Here is a 16,247-nt window from a genome sequence, read left to right as displayed (position 1 = left end):
GACGCCATCGTGTCAGCGCCTAGAACAGTCCGCAGTTCGACACGGCCGGCAGGCCCGCGACCCGCGCCTCGAAGAAGGCGAAGGCCTTCGGGAACGACGACACCGCGCCGCCGACGTGCGTCGGTGCGAGGCTCGGCTGGAAGCTGACCTTCGCGCCGTTGCGGCACCACGAGCGCGCGAAGTCACGGCCCTGCGCGTACGGCACGACGTCGTCGAGCGTCGTGTGGGCCACGAGCACCGGGACGTCCGGCCTGCCCTTGCCGAGCCGCAGCGACTCGAGCGTCGCGGCGATGTCGGGACGCGACAGGAAGCTCGAGATCGACGACCCGTCCGCCGTGAGGGTCGACGAGCGTGCGGAGGGGAATGCCGCGACGCCGTCGAACGTGCACGTCGTGTCGGCCCGTGCGAGGGCCGCCTTGCCGGCGGCGTTGAGCAGCGACGGGATGCCGAGCTCGGGGTAGGTCGCATCGAGCGCCGTGACCGAGTAGAGCAGGAAGGCCGCGTAGAGCGAGCCGTCGAGGTTGGGGGCGACCTTCGTGAGGTCGGCGGGCACGGCGCCGGCGTAGCCGGCCGTGACGTTGACGTCCGGCGCGTAGGCCCGGTGCTGCTCGAGCGCTCCCGCCGACGCGTTGCCGCCCTCGGAGTAGCCCGCGATGAAGACCGGCGCGGTCGCGCTGACCCGGTCGGTGCTCAAGCGGGTGGCGGCTCGGGCGGCGTCCAGCACGTTGCGTCCCAGCGCCGTGCTGTTGACGTACGCGTGGGTGCCCGGCGTGCCGAGCCCCTCGTAGTCGGTGACGACGACGGCGTAGCCCCGCAGCAGCAGCCCCTTGATGAACAGGCCCTCGTACTCGGAGCCGGCCGCCAGCTGCCGGCTCGGGGCGCACGTGTCGGCCATGCCCTGGGTGCCGACCGCGAACGAGATCAGCGGGCGCTCGCCCTTGCCCACCCATGGAGTGCGCGGCGTGATCATGGTGCCGGTGACGGCGTCCTTCCGACCGCGGGCGGTGGTGCTGACGTACATGAGCCGCTGCACGCGCGCGTCGGCCTTGATGGCCTTCAGGGGGTCGAGGTAGAACACCGACGGCTCGGACCGGATGACGTCGCCGGGCTGACCGGTGACGTCGGACGGCGGCGTGTAGAAGTCGCCGTCGGCGGCCGTCGCCGGAGCCGTTGTGAGCGTGACGCTCGTGAGTGCCGCGGCGATGGCGCCGGTGATGACGTGTCGGATGCGCATGAGTCCCCCTCGGTGTAACCCGGGGTTACCTTCTCAGTGAGACAGGTCACACGTCAATGGGCGGGCCTGCACCGCAGTGCTTGCCCGCCCCTGTCCGGTCGATCAGACCGTGATGACGATCTTGCCGCGGGTGTGACCGTCCTGGTTGAGCTCCCACGCCTTCTGCGCCTCGTCCAGCGGGAACGTAGCGGCGATCTCGACCGTCAGCGTGCCGTCGTCGAACAGGCTCGCCAGCTCGTCGAGGTCGTCGGCGTCGGGACGCACGAACACGTAGTGGCCGCCCAGCTGCTTGACGGTCTCGCCGTCGACGATCGAGGCCACGCGCCCGTGGTCGCCCCCGGCCAGCACCTGCGGGGTGGTGTCGAGGTCGGACCCGCTGAGGTCGAGCACCGCGGTCACGCCGTCGGGAGCCAGCTCGCGGACACGGTCGACGAGTCCCTCGCCGTAGGTGACGGGCTCGGCGCCCAGCCCGCGCAGGTAGTCGTGGTTGCCCTCGGACGCCGTGCCGATGACGCGGGCGCCCAACGACCTGGCGATCTGCACCGCGAACGACCCCACACCGCCCGACGCCCCGTGCACGAGGACGATGTCGTCGGCCTTCACGTCGAGGTGGTGCACCAGCGCCTGGAACGCCGTCAGGCCGGCCAGCGGGATCGCGGCCGCCTGCTCGAACGTCGCCGTGGCGGGCTTCTTGGTGACGGTGCGGATGGGCGCGGCGACCTTCTCGGCGTACGTGCCCCCCTGAACGGCGTCCTTGCGGACGTAGCCGAACACCTCGTCACCCACCGCGAGGTTCGTGACGGACGGTCCGACCTCCTCGACGACGCCCGACACGTCCCAGCCCGGCACGGCCGGCAGGTGCACGTCGAGCACGGCGTCGAGGCCGCCGGCGGCGATCTTCCAGTCGACCGGGTTGACCGACGTCGCGCGCACGGAGACCTTCACCCAGTCGGGCCCGACCTTCGGCTCGTCGAGCTCGGCGATCTCGAGAGGTGCTCCGTACTGGGTGAAGACGACCGCGCGCACGTCAGATCCGGTCCTTGTCGCCGTTCGGGGCCAGGTCGTCGATCGACTCCTCGATGTCGGGGCCGGTGCTGTACGCCAGACGCTCCTCGGAGACGACGTGCTGGTCGTCGAGCAGGGCGTCGATCTTCTCGTCGTTGGTCGGCGTGTTGTCGTCGGCGATCTGGGCCGCGTCGTCGGCCTTGTCCTTCGCGGCGTCCTTCGCGTCGTCAGCGACGTGCTTGGCCTTCGTCGCGGCCTCGTCGGCCTTGTCCTTCACGTCGCTCGCGAGGTCCTTGGCCTTGTCGGCGAGGGTGCCGTCGTCGGCCGCGTCCTTGACGTCCGAGGCCACGTCGTCGGCCTTGTGCTTGACGTCGGCGGCGACGTCCTGGGCCTTGTCCTTGGCGTCCGAGGCGACGTCCTTGGCCTTGTCGACCAGGTCGTCGTCCTTGACGGCGTCGGCGGCGTCGCCGATCAGGCTCTCGGCGCGCTGGACGACGTCCTGCACGCGCGGGTCCTCCTTGACCTGCTGCGCGGCGTCGCGCACGACGCCCTCGGCCTTGGCGGCGGCGTCCTGCACCCGCGGGTCGTCCTTGACCTGCTGCGCAGTGTTCTTGATCTGCTCGTACCGCTCACGGCCGGCCTTGGCACCGAGCGTGTAGCCGATGCCGAACACGGCAGCGAGGGTCAGCTTCTTGATGGGGTGGCTGAAGAGGCTCATGCGACGAGTCTGACGCATCCCGCACGCCTTCGCAGGTCCACCGACGACGAACGGGTGCGCCCGGCGAACCGGACGCACCCGCGGGTCGATCGACAGGTCAGCGCGTGACGGTGCTGGACCTGGTCTTGCTGGCCGTGCCGCCGGGGCCGGTCGCCGTGACGACGATCTTCACGGCGCCCTTGACGCTGCTCCTCGTGCGCAGGTACGTCGTGCCGCCTGCCGCACCGAGGCGCTTGGTCGCGAGCACCTTGCTGCCCTTCAGCAGCGTGATCTTGACCGAGGTCGCGGCCGAGGCGCTGGTCGAGACGCGCAGACCCTTGGTCTTCAGCGCCTTGGCCGAGATCTTCTTGTCGGCGACCGCCGCGACGGCCGGACGGGCGGCCGGGGCCGACGGGGTCGGGGGCGTGGCGGGCGTCGAGATCTTGCTGGGCGTGCGGCCCAGCATCGTCGCGAACAGATCGGTCTGGTCGATCGTGCCGGTGACGTTGGCCGCCTGCGGTCCGGAGGCCGCGACGCGGATCTGGCTGCCGGTGTGCGACTGCGAGCTGCCCGGGGCGGCCGTCGAGTACGCGACCGTCATCGGGTCGCCGTCGGCCGTCTTGACCGTCGCGGTCGCCTTGCCGCCCGTCGCGCCCGTCGCGCTGGTGGTGGAGCCCCCGTTTCCGACGATCTGCGTCGAGTGGGCGTGGTCGCCCGTGACGATGATCAGCGTGTCGGGGTGCTTGGCCTGGTAGGCCTGGGCGACCTTGAGCGCGTTGTCGAGCTCGAGGACGTCACCGATCGCGCCACAGATGTCGGACGAGTGCTCCTGCTTGTCGACCATCGCGCTCTCGACCTGCAGGAAGAAGCCCTTGTCGTTGTCGAGCAGGTTGATGGCCTTGTCGGTCATGTCGGCCAGCGTGGGCTGCGTGCCCCGGTCGGCGGTCTGGCACGTGGTGTCGGGCCCACCGGCACCGGCGGGCGTGGCCGTGAGCGCCTGGTAGCGGGGCGTCATGTTGCCGGTCGTGAACAGACCGAGGATCGGGCCGTTGTCGAGCGTCGTGACGCCCGCGAGGGCGCTCTTGTTCTCGACGAGCTGGTACTTCTGGGCGCTCTGGGCGTACGCCAGCGCGGTCGGGCCGGCGTCGGTGGCCTGCAGGTAACGGCTCTTGCCGCCGCCCAGCAGCACGTCGATCTTGTTGTCGACGAGCTGCTCGGCGATCGAGCCCTTGCCGCCGTTGGACTTCTTGGCGGCCGTGCAGTTGGCCATGTCCGTCGGACCCTGGCACGCGCGCAGGTTGATGTGCGAGGCGGCGGCGGCAGGCGTCGCGTCGGTGATCTCGGCGGTCGAGACGTTGCCGGTGCGCTTGCCCTCCTTCTTGTACTTCTCCAGGACGGTCTCGTAGTCGGTGCCGGGCGTCGTGTCGGAGACGCTCGGCCCCTGCGAGATGCGGCTGTCGACGGTCTTCTTGCCGGTCGACCAGCCGCTGGCCGTGGGGGCCGAGTCGGAGACGTAGTTGATCGGGTAGTCGTCGGGGTTCGGGCCCGTCTTGAGGCCGAACGTCGTCATGGCGCCGGTGAACGGCAGCTCGTCGAGGGCGAAGCGTCCCTTCGCGCCCAGCTCGTAGTTGCGGGCCGCCGTGATGATGGAGTCGTCGGTGCCGTCGCCGATCAGCAGGATCACGTTGCGGGGCTTGGCGGGGTCGATCGCGGACGAGAGCTTCGCCGACCGGTCGTCGGTGAAGCCGGGCGAGACAGCCTGCACAGCGCTGCCGATCGCGAGACCGCCGAGCGCCAGGGCACTCGCGGCGGCGACCATGGTTGTTCTACGCACCATCGGTTCTAGTCCTTTTCTCAGGTCAGGGGATGGTGTGACCCTGTCGGCAGCGGCCGACCGCACAGACAACGCCGGACGCCCGCCGGGTGAACAGTTGACCCCCGCAACGACCTTCGGCGGTTCAGGCGCCGAGCAGGCCGCGGATGTCGTCGGACGTCAACGCGCCCGACAGCGCGGCGCCGTCGTCCATGACTGCGTCGAAGAGCGCGGACTTGCGGGCCTTGAGCTCCATGACCTTCTGCTCGATCGTCTCGGCCGACACCAGCCGGTAGACCATGACCGGACGCGTCTGCCCGATGCGGTGCGCCCGGTCGACGGCCTGCGCCTCGGCCGCCGGGTTCCACCACGGGTCGAGCACGTAGACGTAGTCGGCCTCGACCAGGTTGAGCCCCACGCCGCCGGCCTTGAGGCTGATGAGGAACACCGAGGTCTGCCCGGACGTGAACGAGTCGACCGCGGCCTGGCGGTTGCTGGTGCGGCCGTCGAGGTAGGAGTAGGCGATGCCGTCCTCGTCGAGCCGCGCCCGCACGCGCGCGAGGTAGCTCGTGAACTGGCTGAAGACCAACACTCGGTGGCCCTCGGCGGTGACCTCGTGCAGATGCTCGAGCAGGACGTCGATCTTGGCCGAGCCGACACCGTCGTGCTCCTCGTCGACCAGCGCGGGGTCGAGGCTCAGCAGGCGCAGCTTGGTCAGCGACGCCAGCACCTCGAACCGGTGGTCGGACGCGTCGTCGGCCAGCAGTCCCATGACCTTCTGGCGCTCGCGCTGCAGGTGGGTCTGGTAGATGCGGGCGTGCCGGGGGCTCATCGCGACCTCGAGCACCTGCTCGGTCTTGGGCGGCAGGTCGGAGGCGACCTCCTCCTTGGTGCGCCGGCGCATGAGGGGGCGGACGCGTTTGAGCAGCAGCGCGAGCTTGTCGTTGCCGTGTCCCGTCTCGATCGGCTTCTGGTAGCTCGCGGCGAAGCGCTGCGGGTCGGGATAGAGGCCGGGCGCCACGATCGACAGCATCGACCACAGGTCCATGAGCGAGTTCTCCAGCGGCGTGCCGGTGATGGCGAGCTTGAAGGGGGCGTCGAGCCGGCGCGCGCACTGGTAGGTCTTGCCCTGGTGGTTCTTGACGAACTGCGCCTCGTCGAGGAGCAGGCCGGCCCACGTCTGCTCGCGGTAGGCGTCGTTCTCGAGGCGGAACAGCGCGTACGAGGTGACGACGAGGTCGGCGCCCGCCACCTCGTCGGCGAGCTCGGTGCGGCGTCGCGAGCGGGTGCCCTGGATCGTCGCGACCTTCAGGCCGGGTGCGAAGCGCTGAGCCTCGCGCGCCCAGTTGCCGACGACGCTGGTGGGCGCGACCACGAGGAACGGCCCGCTTCCGCGCTCCACCTGGCGGACGATCATCGCGAGCGCCTGGACGGTCTTGCCCAGGCCCATGTCGTCGGCCAGGATGCCGCCGAGCGAGTGGTCGGCGAGGAAGCTGAGCCAGGCGTACCCGTCACGCTGGTACGGACGCAGGTCGGCGTCGAGGCCCGCGGGCAGCTCGGGGACCGGCACCTCGTCGAGCGAGCGGATGGCGCTGATCGACTCCTTCCACGAGCTGGCCTGGCGGTCGATCGTGCCGAGCGCGACGAGCTCGTCCCACAGCCCGGCCTGGAACCGGCTGACGCGCAGCTGGTCGCCGTCGGCGTGCTTGTCGGTGAGCTCGCGCGCCTCCTGGATGAGCTCGCGCAGCTGCACGAGCTCGGGACGGTCGATCGAGAGGTAGGTGCCGCTCAGCAGCACGACGTGCGACTCCCCCGCCGCGAGCGCCGCGAACAGCGGACCGAAGTGCACGCGCTCGCCCTCGATCGTCACGGTGACCGCGAGGTCGTACCAGTCGCTGCGAGGGTCCTTGCCGTCCTCGAGCGAGATGTGCACGACGGGCGCCGTGCCGGCGAGCCGGTAGTTCGGCCGGTCGCCGACGGTCTGCACCTCGACCCCGGCCGCCTCGAGGGCCGGCACGACGTCCTCGCTGAGCACCGCGGCCGGGTAGCCGTCGACCGTGGCCCTGGGCACGACCTTGACCCGGCCGGTCCTGTCGGTCACGACGGGCAGCCCGGGTGGGGGCACGAAGTCGTTGACGAGGTCCTGCTCGGCGGCCCGGTCGCGGAACGGCTCGAGGCCGGACCCCCAGGCAGCCCGCAGGGTCCGGCCGTCGACCTCGTAGACGAAGCCCCACTCGACGGCGGCCGACAGCCCGTCGTGCGTGACCTTCATCGACAGGCGCGGTGGGACGATCTCGGGCACCTCGATGCGGGGGTCGACCCGCACCGAGCCGAGCGTCCGCTCCATGCGCGGGTAGAAGTCGCGCAGGAACTCGTCGGCGTCGCGGGCGGGGATCTGCACGCCCTGCTGGTTCTGCACCAGCATGCGCAGCGGCTGGTCGAGCGGCTCGGCGAACGGCGCGAGCCAGAGCCGACGGGGGCTGTCGTGGTCCCACGCGGCGATGCCGTGGGCGGGCTGCCCGATCAGCAGGACGCGGTCGTCGGCCTGTGCGTCGTCGACGTTGGCGTGCGACAGGCTCGCCGTGACCGACAGGTCGCCCGCCTCGCCGACCGGCGCGATGTCGACGCTGACCACGACGGGATCGCGGACGACCGTGACCTCGGCGTTGCCGGGACCCAGCAGCGTCACGCCGGCGTCGGCCATCAGGTCGAACACCCGCCACGCGTCGCGCGTCAGACCGCCGAGGTCGATCGTGCCGTCGGAGCGACGGACGTGCGAGTAGTGGCTGCGCACCGCGACCTGCAGCTCGGCCAGGGCGTCGACCTGCGGGTGCCCCCCGCTGAAGCCGCGGGTCGTGGCCTCGACGTCGGGCCACGTGGCGCCGGTCTTGATCCATGTGCCCTTGGCGCCGCGCTTCAGCGGCCGGGCCGAGAGTAGCGCCTCGCCGCGGTAGTAGGACGGTGCGAGGTCGATGCGCAGGGCCCAGTCGGTGCGCCCACGGCCCGGCGCGCCGACCAGCGGGGCGAGGGCCGAGCGCCACTGCGGCTCGGACGGCCGGGCGACCTTGCGGGCGTAGGCGTCGACCGAGGCGATCGCCGCGTCCATCGAGGCCTTCCGGGCGTCGACCGGCTCGTCCGGCTCGGTCTCGATCGAGCTGCGGACCGCGATGATCAGCGCGACGGCGTGCTTGCAGCCGTAGCCGACGGGGCAGCTGCAGGTCGCGACGACGTGGGTGCCGCCGGCCTTGGTCTCGCGCAGCTGCACCGTCGTGGAGTAGACCTGCGGGTCGGTGCCGCGCACCTCGCCGCTCGCGGCGTCGCCGTCGGGGTCGACGCTGCTGACGCTGACCCGCCCGGCGTGCGCGTAGAGCTTGCCCCGCGACAGCGAGCCGGAGTCGAAGGCTCGACGCAGCTCGGTGTCGGTGAGGGAGGCGATCGTCGGTGTCACGTTTTCGAGGCTAGTCGGCGCTGCCGACACCAGCTCGCGCAGCAGGCGGCGGGGGTCGTCCCACCCCAGCCAGGTGTTCTCGTCCATCCGTCCTCCGGGTGTCGACAGGGCTCTCGGCGTCCCAACCGGCGATCGGCAGGGGCTCGGGTGTGCTCGTGTAGGTGTGCCCGGTGCTGGTGGTCCACTCGAACATCCCGGGCGCGGGTTGTCGCACCCTCAGGTGGCCCTCGGTCTTGAGGTTGTGGGCACGTCGGTTGAGGGGGCCGGTGTTGGCGGCGGACGTCTCGGCGGGCCACGGTTCGCTGTGGTCGGTGTCGCACAGGCGGGCCGGCACCGAGCTGGTCGGGAACACGCTCGTGCCGTCGCGGAACTCCAGCACCTGCCTGAGCCGCTCGGGAGCGAAACGTCCCAGCCACGAGACCGTCAGCAGGTTGCCGACGTCGTCGGTGACCAGCCGGTACAGCAGGCTGTGGGGATCGGTGGTGGCTGCGCGCACGATGTGCGCCGGGATGGTCGCGGAGCGGTCGGTCAGCTCGCCGGGCGCGTCGCTGAACCCCATCAGCGACGACAGCGGCACGGTGACGCCGATGACGGCCCGGTAACCGAGGCCACCGCCTCGGCGGCCGAGGAGGGTGTCGGCGAGCAGGTCGGCACGGGCCTGGTCGATCGTGCGGCCGTCGTCGGCGGGCAGCTGGTGCGCGCACCCCGAGAGCTTCTGCATGATGGCCGTCGCGTCACCGGCGGTGAGGTCGGCCGTCAGCCGGGTCATCCCGTCGCCGAGGGGGCGGAGCGCGACCTTGCGGTCGCGGTGCGCGATCGCGTGACGCCTCGCCGACTCGGCCGGCTCGGACCGTTCCACCCACCGGTCGAGCCACCTGGCCGCCTGACCGGGGGTCAGCCGCTCGACCCGGTCGACGGCGACGTCGTCGAGCTCTGCGACCGACTGCTGGTGGACCAGCCGGCACGCCGCGCGGTCGACGGCCGTCACGTCGGCGGTGCTGATGCGGCCGTCGAGCCAGGCCTGCCAGACCTGCGGCATGGTCGCCCTGAGCCGCCGGGCCCGGGCCACGCGACGCTCGACCGTGGGGACGGGCAGGGCCATCGCCAGCGACAGCTCGTGCACGGCGGCGTCGACGCGACGACGTCCCTGCGCGGCGCCGCCGCTGGCCTCGCCCGTGGCGCACGCCCGGTCGACGACGGCGAGCAGGTCGTGCGCCTCAGCAGCCTCGAGCGCTGCGATCGCCTGTCGGCGCATCACCACCTGCTCGATCGTCTGCCGGTCGTCCAGCACCAGAAACTCCTGTCGTTGCGGCCTTTTCTCCAACCTAGAGAAGAGGTCTGACAGGGTTCTCGCCGCGCACTCGCGGCTGTGCACAACGTCGAGCGGCTACCCCCAGGTGGTCTCGCCGTGCCGGTCGACGAGTCGGCCTGAACCGTGGCCGGGGCCCTCGGTGGCGAGCTGCACGACGGCGTCCGTCCCCTCGGTGACGGTCTGCGGGCCGCTGTGGGCGTTCAGGTCGGTGGCCGTGTAGCCGGGGTCGGCGGCATTGATGCGGATGTCGGGCCAGACCTTGGCGTGCTGGGTGGTCAGCATCGTCAGCGCGGCCTTCGACGCGGTGTAGGCGGGCGCGATCGCGTGCGACTCGGCCCGCGACGGGTCGTGCGTCAGCTCGAGCGACCCCATGCCGCTGCTGACGTTGACGACGACCGGGTCGGCCGAGGCCTGCAGCAGGGGCAGGAACGCCCGGGTGGTGCGGACGACGCCGAGCACGTTGACGTCCAGCACGCCCAGCACGTCGTCGGCCGTGAGGTCGGCGGGCTCGCCCATCGTGCCAGCAACGCCGGCGTTGTTGACGAGGACGTCGAGCGCGCCCTCGTGCTGCTGGACGTCGGCGGCCGCGCGGGCCACCGACTCGTCGTCCGTGACGTCGATCTGCACGAACCGACCGCCGACCGAGTCGGCTGCGGCGCGTCCCGCCTGTTCGTCGCGGGCCCCCACGAGCACGGTGTGTCCGTGCTCGGCGAGGCGGCGGGCGGTCTCGAGGCCGAGACCCTTGTTGGCTCCGGTGATGAAGGTGATGGTCATGGGTCCAGCGTGCGCCGTCCGTGCCTGCGGCAACAGGGATGGCTCGACGGTAGGACGAGCAGTACCAGTCACGACGTCCGACGACAGGCGACACTGGACGCATGACCCTCGACCAGACCACGTTCGGAGCGACGCTGCGGGCGTGGCGCGACCGGCTCTCCCCCGCCACCGCCGGGCTGCCGATGCGGCACGGGCGCCGGACGCAGGGGCTGCGCCGCGAGGAGCTGGCCGAGCTCGCCGGCGTCTCGGTCGACTACGTCGTGCGTCTCGAGCAGGGACGCGCGAGCACGCCGTCTGCGCAGGTCGTCGCGGCACTGGCCCGGGCGCTGCAGCTGACCGTCGACGAGCGCGACCACCTGCACCTGCTGGCGGGCCTCGCTCCCCCCGGCGGCGGTGAGATCTCCGAGCACATCCCGCCGGGCATCCAGCGCATCCTGCACCGCAACGACGACTCCGCGACGGCGGTCTTCGCGGCCGACTGGCAGATGATCCAGTGGAACCGCGGGTGGGCGGCACTCGTCGGCGACCCGTCCGCGACCCCGCCGGCGCAGCGCAACTTCGCTCTCGACACGTTCCCCGTCGACGGTGGCGCGCCGCGGCTGGCGCAGTGGCCGATCGTGTCGTTCACGGACGACACCGTGCCCGCCGCCGTCGTGTCCGACCTGCGCCGCGCGACCGGACGCTTCCCGCGCAACCGACGTCTCGCCGACCTGATCGCCCGGCTCACCGCCGGCAACGAGCGGTTCGCCGAGCTGTGGGCTGCCGGCGAGGTGGGCGCGCACCGGGAGGGACGCAAGATCGTCGAGCATCCCGCGGTCGGGCCGCTCATGGTCGTCTGCGACGTGCTGACCGACGGCGACGCCGAGCTCAAGATCGTCATCCTCTCGGCGACCCCGGGCACCGAGGACGAGACCAAGTTCAAGCTCGCCGTCATGTCGGGCGTGCAGGGGTCCGTCGCGTCCCGCTGACCTTTGGCAGCGCGTCGCGGGGGCCGCACCTGATGCATCGCGACCGCATACGGGCGGCGATGCATCATCATCACACGTGATCGAACACATGTTCTAGTCTGTGCGAGTGGGGATGAACCGGACGAGGCGCGACGCCTGGCCCCCGTACGAGCCCACCCGCCACGTCCTCGTGCGGCGGACCGACCACCGCTACGCCCGCCCGTGGCAGGGGTTCGTCGTCGACTGGAAACGCGACGGACGGACGTGGACGGCACTCGTCGTGTTCGTCGACGAGACGCAGGACGGTGCGCCGGTCGTGCAGCGCTGGCTGCCCGCCGACCGGCTCACGCCGTGCCACCCGGACCCGAACCCCCAGCGGGACGCTTGGTTCTGAGTCGATCTACTTCATCCAGTGCGGGTGGTTCTTGTCGCCCTTGCAGACGTACTTGCGGCCCTTGGCGTCGATGCCGGTCTTCTTGTACTTGGCCTTGGGGCAGAACTGGCCGCCCTTGATGCACTTGCCGGTCGAGGTCTTGGTGCAGGTGGCGGCGGAGGCCGACTCGGCGGTGATCGCGACACCCGCGCCCGAGATGGCGGAGGTCGACAGGACGAACGCGACGATGGCGCTGCGGATCTTCATGTCGCGACAGTAGGTCTCGAGTCGTACGGGCGTACCAGATTCTCAGAAAGACTGTCACATGTGACTACATCGACGGATCCCGACTGACTAGGCGCCCGTCCACGACGGATTCGGCACCACGACGTCGCGCGGGACGTTGGTGACGTCCGTGGCGCCCGTCAGCGCCATCGTCAGGTCGAGCTCGGCGACGACGTTGGCGATGACCTCCTCGACGCCCTGCTGCCCCGCGATCGCCATGCCGTACATGTAGGGGCGGCCGAGCAGGCACGCGTCCGCACCGTGCGCCAGCGCCACGAACACGTCGGCGCCCGTGCGGATGCCGCTGTCGAGCAGCACGGTCGGCTCGGGTCCGACGGCCTCGCGGACGGCGATGAGCGCGTCCAGCGACGCGATCGAGCCGTCGACCTGGCGTCCGCCGTGGTTGGAGACGACGATGCCGTCGACGCCGAGGTCGAAGGCCCGCCGGGCGTCGTCCGGGTGCAGGATCCCCTTCAGCACGACGGGCAGCCGGGTGCGGTCGCGCAGGGTGGCGATGTGGTCCCAGCTCAGGCCGGGGTTGGAGTAGATGTCGAGGAACGTCTCGACGGACGCCCGCGGCATCGGCGAGCGGAGGTTGTCGAGGAAGCGTCCGGGGTGGTTCCTCGTGATCGAGATCAGCGACCGGATGGCCTGCAGCGTGACCTTGACGTCCGACGCCGCACCCGCCGCCTTCGCCGCCGCCACCCGCTGGGCGACGATGTCGCGGAAGCGCGGGTCGGACGTGTACTGGCCGATGCCGAGGCCCTGCGCGAACGGCAGCGAGCCGAGCGTCAGATCCTGCGGACGCCAGCCGAGCGTCGTCGTGTCGAGCGTGACGACGAGCGCTTTGGCGCCACTGGCCTCGGCGCGCCTGATGAGGCTGTCGACGAGGTCCTCGTCGGTGCTCCAGTAGAGCTGCACCCAGTGAGGTGTCGAGCCCATCTCGGCGGCGGCCTCCTCCATCGGCGTGCCGCCCTGGTTGGTGAAGACGTACGGGACGCCCGTGCTGGCCGCGGCTCTGGCGGTGTGCAGGTCGGCGTCCGGGTCGATCAGCTGGCCGGCGCCGACGGGCGCGAGCAGGAGCGGCGACGGGAGCCTCGTCCCGAGCACGTCGACCGACAGGTTGCGGGTCGCTCCCCCGTGCGCCATGCGCGGCACGATGGCCCAGCGGTCGAAGGCGGCGCGGTTGTTGCGCATCGTGCGACCCTCGCCGGCTCCTCCCGCGACGTACGCCCAGCCCTTCGCGGACGCCACCCGGTGCGCGGCGCGCTCGAGGTCGGCGAACGACGTCGGCACCAGTGGCTTCGTGCCGACGACTCCGGCGCGGTAGATCGCGTTCTGCCGGTCACGGCCGGGTCCGGCCGTCGTCCTCGTCTGCTCCGCCATGCCGTGCTCCCGTCGTCCGCGACCCCGCCCGGGTCGCTGGCGACGAGGGTATGCGGGGTGGGTCAGTCGACCGTCCACGGGTCGACGACATCGGCTCCCACTGCGACGAACGGGCCCGTGTCGCGCGTGGCCACCTCGAATCCGCGGCTCATGGCCGTCGCGGCGATCTGGCCGTCGGCCAGCGACACCGCCCGCCCTTGCGAGCGCGCGACCGCCATGCGTTCGGCGAACACGGCCGCCGCGGGACCGTCGAACGGCAGAACTCGGCCGTCGAACAGACCGATTGCCTCTGAGACCGCCGCACGCAGAGCGTCCTTGCGTCGCCCCGGGTCCAGCAGCTCCACACCGAGCAGAAGTTCTGCGACCGTCACGGTCGACACGTGCAACGTCGACGCGACCTGCCGATTGAGCCAGTCGAGCACGACAGCGTCGGGGTCGCGGCGAAGCGCCTCTGAGATGACGTTGGTGTCGAGGACGATCACGAGAACTCGGCCGGCTCCGGAGGTGAGTCGTCACGGACGACGTCGAGATCCAGCCCGCCGTGCCGCTCGCCGATCGCCGAGAGTCGATCTCCCATGCGAGCGTCTTCGGGACCGGACACCGCACGTCTCAGGATCTCGCGGATCTCGGCCTCCGTACTGCGTCCATGTGCGACCGCCTGCCCCTTCAGGGCACGGTGCACCTCGTCAGGGATCCCTCGTACCGTCACCGCCGCCATGACGACCTCCACGTGTGATATCAAACCTACGGCTGATGATATCAATGCTGCAGCGATCTCGCGCCATCGCTCCATCACCTGAGTGAGGGCACAACGATCGGGTAACCCAGTCGGGGCGTCACCGCCCGCTCACCCACCCTCGGAGGTCACATGCCCATCTGGCTCGAAGCCGGCGCGTGGGGTCTGCTCGCGGGCGGCGCCCTCGTCATCGGCGCGCTCATCGCCTGGTTCGTCAAGGTGCCGCGGGCCGTCGTCGCGTCCGTCATGGCGTTCGGCTCGGGCGTGCTGATCTCGGCGCTGTCGTTCGACCTGATCGACGAGGCCGAGACGACCGGCGGGCTGCTGCCGACGCTGCTCGGCGCGCTGGGCGGGGCGATCGTCTACGTCGCGGCCAACGTCTTCCTGGCCCGCCGCGGGGCGCAGCACCGCAAGCGATCGCAGGAGCAGCAGCCGTCCGAGGACGAGCAGGCCGGCAGTGGCGCGGCCATCGCGGTCGGAGCCCTGCTCGACGGCATCCCCGAGTCCGTCGTGCTCGGCGTCTCGCTGCTCGGCGGTGGTGGCGTCGGCGTGCCCGTGCTCGCCGCGATCTTCATCTCCAACCTGCCCGAGGGCCTCTCGAGCGCGGCCGGCATGAAGCGCAACGGCCGCAGCGCGCGCTACGTCTTCGGCGTCTGGGTCGGCATCGCGGTGGCCTCCGGCATCGCGGCGATGGTCGGCAGCCTGCTGCTCGAGGGGGCGGCTGACGAGACGATCGCGGCGATCACGGCCGTCGCCGCCGGAGCCATCCTCACGATGGTGGCCGACACGATGATCCCAGAGGCGTTCGAGAAGACCCATCTCTACGCCGGGCTGCTCGCGACGATCGGCTTCCTCACGGCGTTCGCGATCGGACACGTCTGAGACGCACCGGTGCCCCCGTCACGACGTGACGGGGGCACCGGTGTCGCAGCAGGTCGTTCGCTCAGGCGGCGTGCTTGCAGGTCGCGCAGGAGCAGTCGGAGCAGACGCAGTTGCCGCACGTGTCGCCGCCGCAGTTGCTGCACGAGCAGACGTTGTGGTTGCACGTCGCGCAGGTGCAGTCGGAGCACTCGCACTTGGCGCAGCTGTCGGAGCAGTTGGCGCACGAGCACACGGTGCACTCGTCGTAGTGGCCCTCGTGCTCGTGGTGGACATGACCGTCGTGCAGGTAGTCGACGTGGTCCTCGTGGACGACGGCCTCGTGTCCGCAGGCCGGTCCGTGGGTGTGGGCGTGGCTCTCGGCCTCGCGGTGGTCAGTGATCGTCATCGTGGTTCTCCTGGGTGTGGTGGAAGGCGTCGAGGAAGACGTGAGCGACGTGGTCGTCCGCCAGCGAGTAGGCGATCTCCCGGCCGTGCCGCTCGGTCGCGACCAGTCGCGCGCTGCGCAGCACCCGGAGGTGCTGCGAGACGAGCGGCTGGGACAGGCCGAGGGCGTCGACGAGAGAGCTGACGGTCTGCTCGCCGTCGGTCAGGCGGTGCACGATGGCGGCTCTGACCGGCGACGACAACGCACCGAAGACGTCGCTCACGCTGCTGTACTCCGCGAGGATGTCCCGGCTGTCACTCATGCAGACATCCTTATATGCGCATATCGCTATGTCAACGCGACAACGACTCCCATGACGGGGTGGGTCCGGGGAGCATGCCGACTGCGACGATTGGCCCCATGGACATGAAGGACGTCGACGCCGAGCTCGCCCACATCGGGACCGCCGGGACACCCGCCAAGCGCGTCGCAGTCCTGCGCCGACGCCTCGAGGACTTCGAGCACGGCGAGGACGGACGCGCGGAGTTCCTGACCGCGCTGGCCGGCGAGCTCCACCTCGTCGGCGACTTCGCCGGGGCACGCGAGGCGAGCCTGGCCGCGATCGAGGACGGCGGACCGACCGAGCTCGACCCTCGCTGCGGGCTGCTCATGTCAGAGCTGGAGGCCGGCGAGGACGACCGGGCCGACGCGCTGCTCGCCGAGATGCTCGTGCGGGTGCGCTCAGGACTGATCGGCGGCGTGGAGTGCGAGTGGATCGCCAGCACGCTGGAGGAGGCCGGACGCCTGCGACAGGCCCTGCGATGGTTCACGCTCCCGCTGCTCGACGTCCACCCCGACGACGTCGAGGACGTGGACATGCGCGCCCTCAACGGTCGCTACCGCGTACGTCGCGCGCTGGGCATGCCACTCGACGGCTACGACCTGGCGCGCGACGAGTGGGTCGCCCTTGAGGGCGACGCTTGACGTACGA

Annotated in this window: 17 protein-coding genes; 4 read left to right on the top strand and 13 right to left on the bottom strand. The window is 71.1% G+C overall.

From position 1 onward, the window contains the following. Positions 1-19: 19 nt before the first annotated feature. From IFT73_RS04270 to IFT73_RS04240, 7 genes are all read right to left on the bottom strand, one after another. A complete protein-coding gene (locus tag IFT73_RS04270) occupies positions 20-1,234 on the bottom strand; it encodes a lipase family protein (RefSeq protein WP_192166520.1) in 1,215 nt (404 codons plus the stop codon). 102 nt (positions 1,235-1,336) lie between these two features. Beyond that, entirely contained in the window at positions 1,337-2,260 is a 924-nt protein-coding gene (locus tag IFT73_RS19500; RefSeq protein ID WP_192166519.1) for an NADP-dependent oxidoreductase, read from the bottom strand. Position 2,261: 1 nt separating this feature from the next. After that, positions 2,262-2,957, bottom strand: a complete 696-nt coding sequence (locus IFT73_RS18715; protein WP_192166518.1) for a hypothetical protein — start codon at positions 2,955-2,957, stop codon at positions 2,262-2,264. A gap of 97 nt (positions 2,958-3,054) precedes the next feature. After that, complete coding sequence (locus tag IFT73_RS04255; protein WP_192166517.1) at positions 3,055-4,773, bottom strand: alkaline phosphatase; 1,719 nt, start codon at positions 4,771-4,773, stop codon at positions 3,055-3,057. A 121-nt stretch (positions 4,774-4,894) separates the two neighbouring features. Beyond that, the gene (locus IFT73_RS04250) at positions 4,895-8,197 is read right to left on the bottom strand and encodes a DEAD/DEAH box helicase (RefSeq protein WP_192166516.1); all 3,303 of its coding nucleotides are present in this window, start codon (positions 8,195-8,197) and stop codon (positions 4,895-4,897) included. A 10-nt stretch (positions 8,198-8,207) separates the two neighbouring features. Then, entirely contained in the window at positions 8,208-9,488 is a 1,281-nt protein-coding gene (locus IFT73_RS04245; protein ID WP_192166515.1) for a DUF222 domain-containing protein, read from the bottom strand. Between the two features lie 96 nt (positions 9,489-9,584). Then, positions 9,585-10,283: an SDR family NAD(P)-dependent oxidoreductase gene (locus IFT73_RS04240; protein WP_192166514.1), complete on the bottom strand. Its 699-nt coding sequence runs from the start codon at positions 10,281-10,283 to the stop codon at positions 9,585-9,587. A 101-nt stretch (positions 10,284-10,384) separates the two neighbouring features. Here IFT73_RS04240 and IFT73_RS04235 point away from each other — a divergent pair, with 101 nt between their 5' ends. After that, on the top strand, positions 10,385-11,251 hold the full coding sequence (locus IFT73_RS04235) for a helix-turn-helix domain-containing protein (protein WP_192166513.1): 867 nt from the start codon (positions 10,385-10,387) through the stop codon (positions 11,249-11,251). A 112-nt stretch (positions 11,252-11,363) separates the two neighbouring features. Beyond that, on the top strand, positions 11,364-11,624 hold the full coding sequence (locus tag IFT73_RS04230) for a hypothetical protein (protein WP_192166512.1): 261 nt from the start codon (positions 11,364-11,366) through the stop codon (positions 11,622-11,624). A gap of 6 nt (positions 11,625-11,630) precedes the next feature. On the opposite strand, the gene IFT73_RS04225 is transcribed toward IFT73_RS04230, so the two are convergent. The 4 genes from IFT73_RS04225 to IFT73_RS04210 all read right to left on the bottom strand — a co-directional run bounded on the left by IFT73_RS04225 (position 11,631) and on the right by IFT73_RS04210 (position 14,004). Further along, the gene (locus tag IFT73_RS04225; protein WP_192166511.1) at positions 11,631-11,870 is read right to left on the bottom strand and encodes a hypothetical protein; all 240 of its coding nucleotides are present in this window, start codon (positions 11,868-11,870) and stop codon (positions 11,631-11,633) included. An 87-nt stretch (positions 11,871-11,957) separates the two neighbouring features. Then, positions 11,958-13,274 carry an alpha-hydroxy-acid oxidizing protein gene (locus IFT73_RS04220; RefSeq protein ID WP_192166510.1) on the bottom strand — a complete coding sequence of 439 codons (1,317 nt, stop codon included), beginning with the start codon at positions 13,272-13,274 and terminating at the stop codon, positions 11,958-11,960. A gap of 62 nt (positions 13,275-13,336) precedes the next feature. Next, on the bottom strand, positions 13,337-13,756 hold the full coding sequence (locus tag IFT73_RS04215) for a type II toxin-antitoxin system VapC family toxin (protein WP_192166509.1): 420 nt from the start codon (positions 13,754-13,756) through the stop codon (positions 13,337-13,339). Next, a complete protein-coding gene (locus IFT73_RS04210; protein WP_197983492.1) occupies positions 13,753-14,004 on the bottom strand; it encodes a hypothetical protein in 252 nt (83 codons plus the stop codon). The genes IFT73_RS04215 and IFT73_RS04210 overlap by 4 nt, the downstream gene beginning before the upstream one ends. A gap of 138 nt (positions 14,005-14,142) precedes the next feature. On the opposite strand from IFT73_RS04210, the gene IFT73_RS04205 reads away from it, so the two are divergent. Continuing rightward, positions 14,143-14,892 carry a ZIP family metal transporter gene (locus tag IFT73_RS04205; RefSeq protein ID WP_056607933.1) on the top strand — a complete coding sequence of 250 codons (750 nt, stop codon included), beginning with the start codon at positions 14,143-14,145 and terminating at the stop codon, positions 14,890-14,892. Positions 14,893-14,953: 61 nt separating this feature from the next. Here IFT73_RS04205 and IFT73_RS04200 read toward each other — a convergent pair whose 3' ends face one another. Both IFT73_RS04200 and IFT73_RS04195 read right to left on the bottom strand, forming a co-directional pair. Beyond that, positions 14,954-15,277, bottom strand: a complete 324-nt coding sequence (locus IFT73_RS04200) for a hypothetical protein (protein ID WP_056607930.1) — start codon at positions 15,275-15,277, stop codon at positions 14,954-14,956. Further along, positions 15,264-15,578 (bottom strand): helix-turn-helix transcriptional regulator, encoded by a 315-nt coding sequence (locus IFT73_RS04195; RefSeq protein ID WP_056607928.1) that lies wholly within the window; start codon positions 15,576-15,578, stop codon positions 15,264-15,266. Before IFT73_RS04195 ends, IFT73_RS04200 begins: the two co-directional genes overlap by 14 nt. Positions 15,579-15,676: 98 nt before the next feature. Here IFT73_RS04195 and IFT73_RS04190 point away from each other — a divergent pair, with 98 nt between their 5' ends. Then, complete coding sequence (locus IFT73_RS04190) at positions 15,677-16,240, top strand: hypothetical protein (RefSeq protein WP_192166508.1); 564 nt, start codon at positions 15,677-15,679, stop codon at positions 16,238-16,240. Positions 16,241-16,247: the final 7 nt, after the last annotated feature.

Source organism: Aeromicrobium sp. CFBP 8757 (assembly GCF_014841755.1).
In the GTDB taxonomy this organism is placed as follows: domain Bacteria; phylum Actinomycetota; class Actinomycetes; order Propionibacteriales; family Nocardioidaceae; genus Aeromicrobium.
Note: the sequence above shows the minus strand (reverse complement) of the source record. Positions and strands in the feature narration are given on the sequence as shown.

What these genes read in the sequence shown, in the direction of transcription:
- IFT73_RS04270 (WP_192166520.1), bottom strand. Translation starts at nt 1,234, where the DNA reads ATGCGCATCCGACACGTCATCACCGGCGCCATCGCCGCGGCACTCACG.
- IFT73_RS18715 (WP_192166518.1), bottom strand. Translation starts at nt 2,957, where the DNA reads ATGAGCCTCTTCAGCCACCCCATCAAGAAGCTGACCCTCGCTGCCGTG.
- IFT73_RS04255 (WP_192166517.1), bottom strand. Translation starts at nt 4,773, where the DNA reads ATGGTGCGTAGAACAACCATGGTCGCCGCCGCGAGTGCCCTGGCGCTC.
- IFT73_RS04240 (WP_192166514.1), bottom strand. Translation starts at nt 10,283, where the DNA reads ATGACCATCACCTTCATCACCGGAGCCAACAAGGGTCTCGGCCTCGAG.
- IFT73_RS04235 (WP_192166513.1), top strand. Translation starts at nt 10,385, where the DNA reads ATGACCCTCGACCAGACCACGTTCGGAGCGACGCTGCGGGCGTGGCGC.
- IFT73_RS04230 (WP_192166512.1), top strand. Translation starts at nt 11,364, where the DNA reads ATGAACCGGACGAGGCGCGACGCCTGGCCCCCGTACGAGCCCACCCGC.
- IFT73_RS04225 (WP_192166511.1), bottom strand. Translation starts at nt 11,870, where the DNA reads ATGAAGATCCGCAGCGCCATCGTCGCGTTCGTCCTGTCGACCTCCGCC.
- IFT73_RS04220 (WP_192166510.1), bottom strand. Translation starts at nt 13,274, where the DNA reads ATGGCGGAGCAGACGAGGACGACGGCCGGACCCGGCCGTGACCGGCAG.
- IFT73_RS04205 (WP_056607933.1), top strand. Translation starts at nt 14,143, where the DNA reads ATGCCCATCTGGCTCGAAGCCGGCGCGTGGGGTCTGCTCGCGGGCGGC.
- IFT73_RS04200 (WP_056607930.1), bottom strand. Translation starts at nt 15,277, where the DNA reads ATGACGATCACTGACCACCGCGAGGCCGAGAGCCACGCCCACACCCAC.
- IFT73_RS04195 (WP_056607928.1), bottom strand. Translation starts at nt 15,578, where the DNA reads ATGAGTGACAGCCGGGACATCCTCGCGGAGTACAGCAGCGTGAGCGAC.
- IFT73_RS04190 (WP_192166508.1), top strand. Translation starts at nt 15,677, where the DNA reads ATGGACATGAAGGACGTCGACGCCGAGCTCGCCCACATCGGGACCGCC.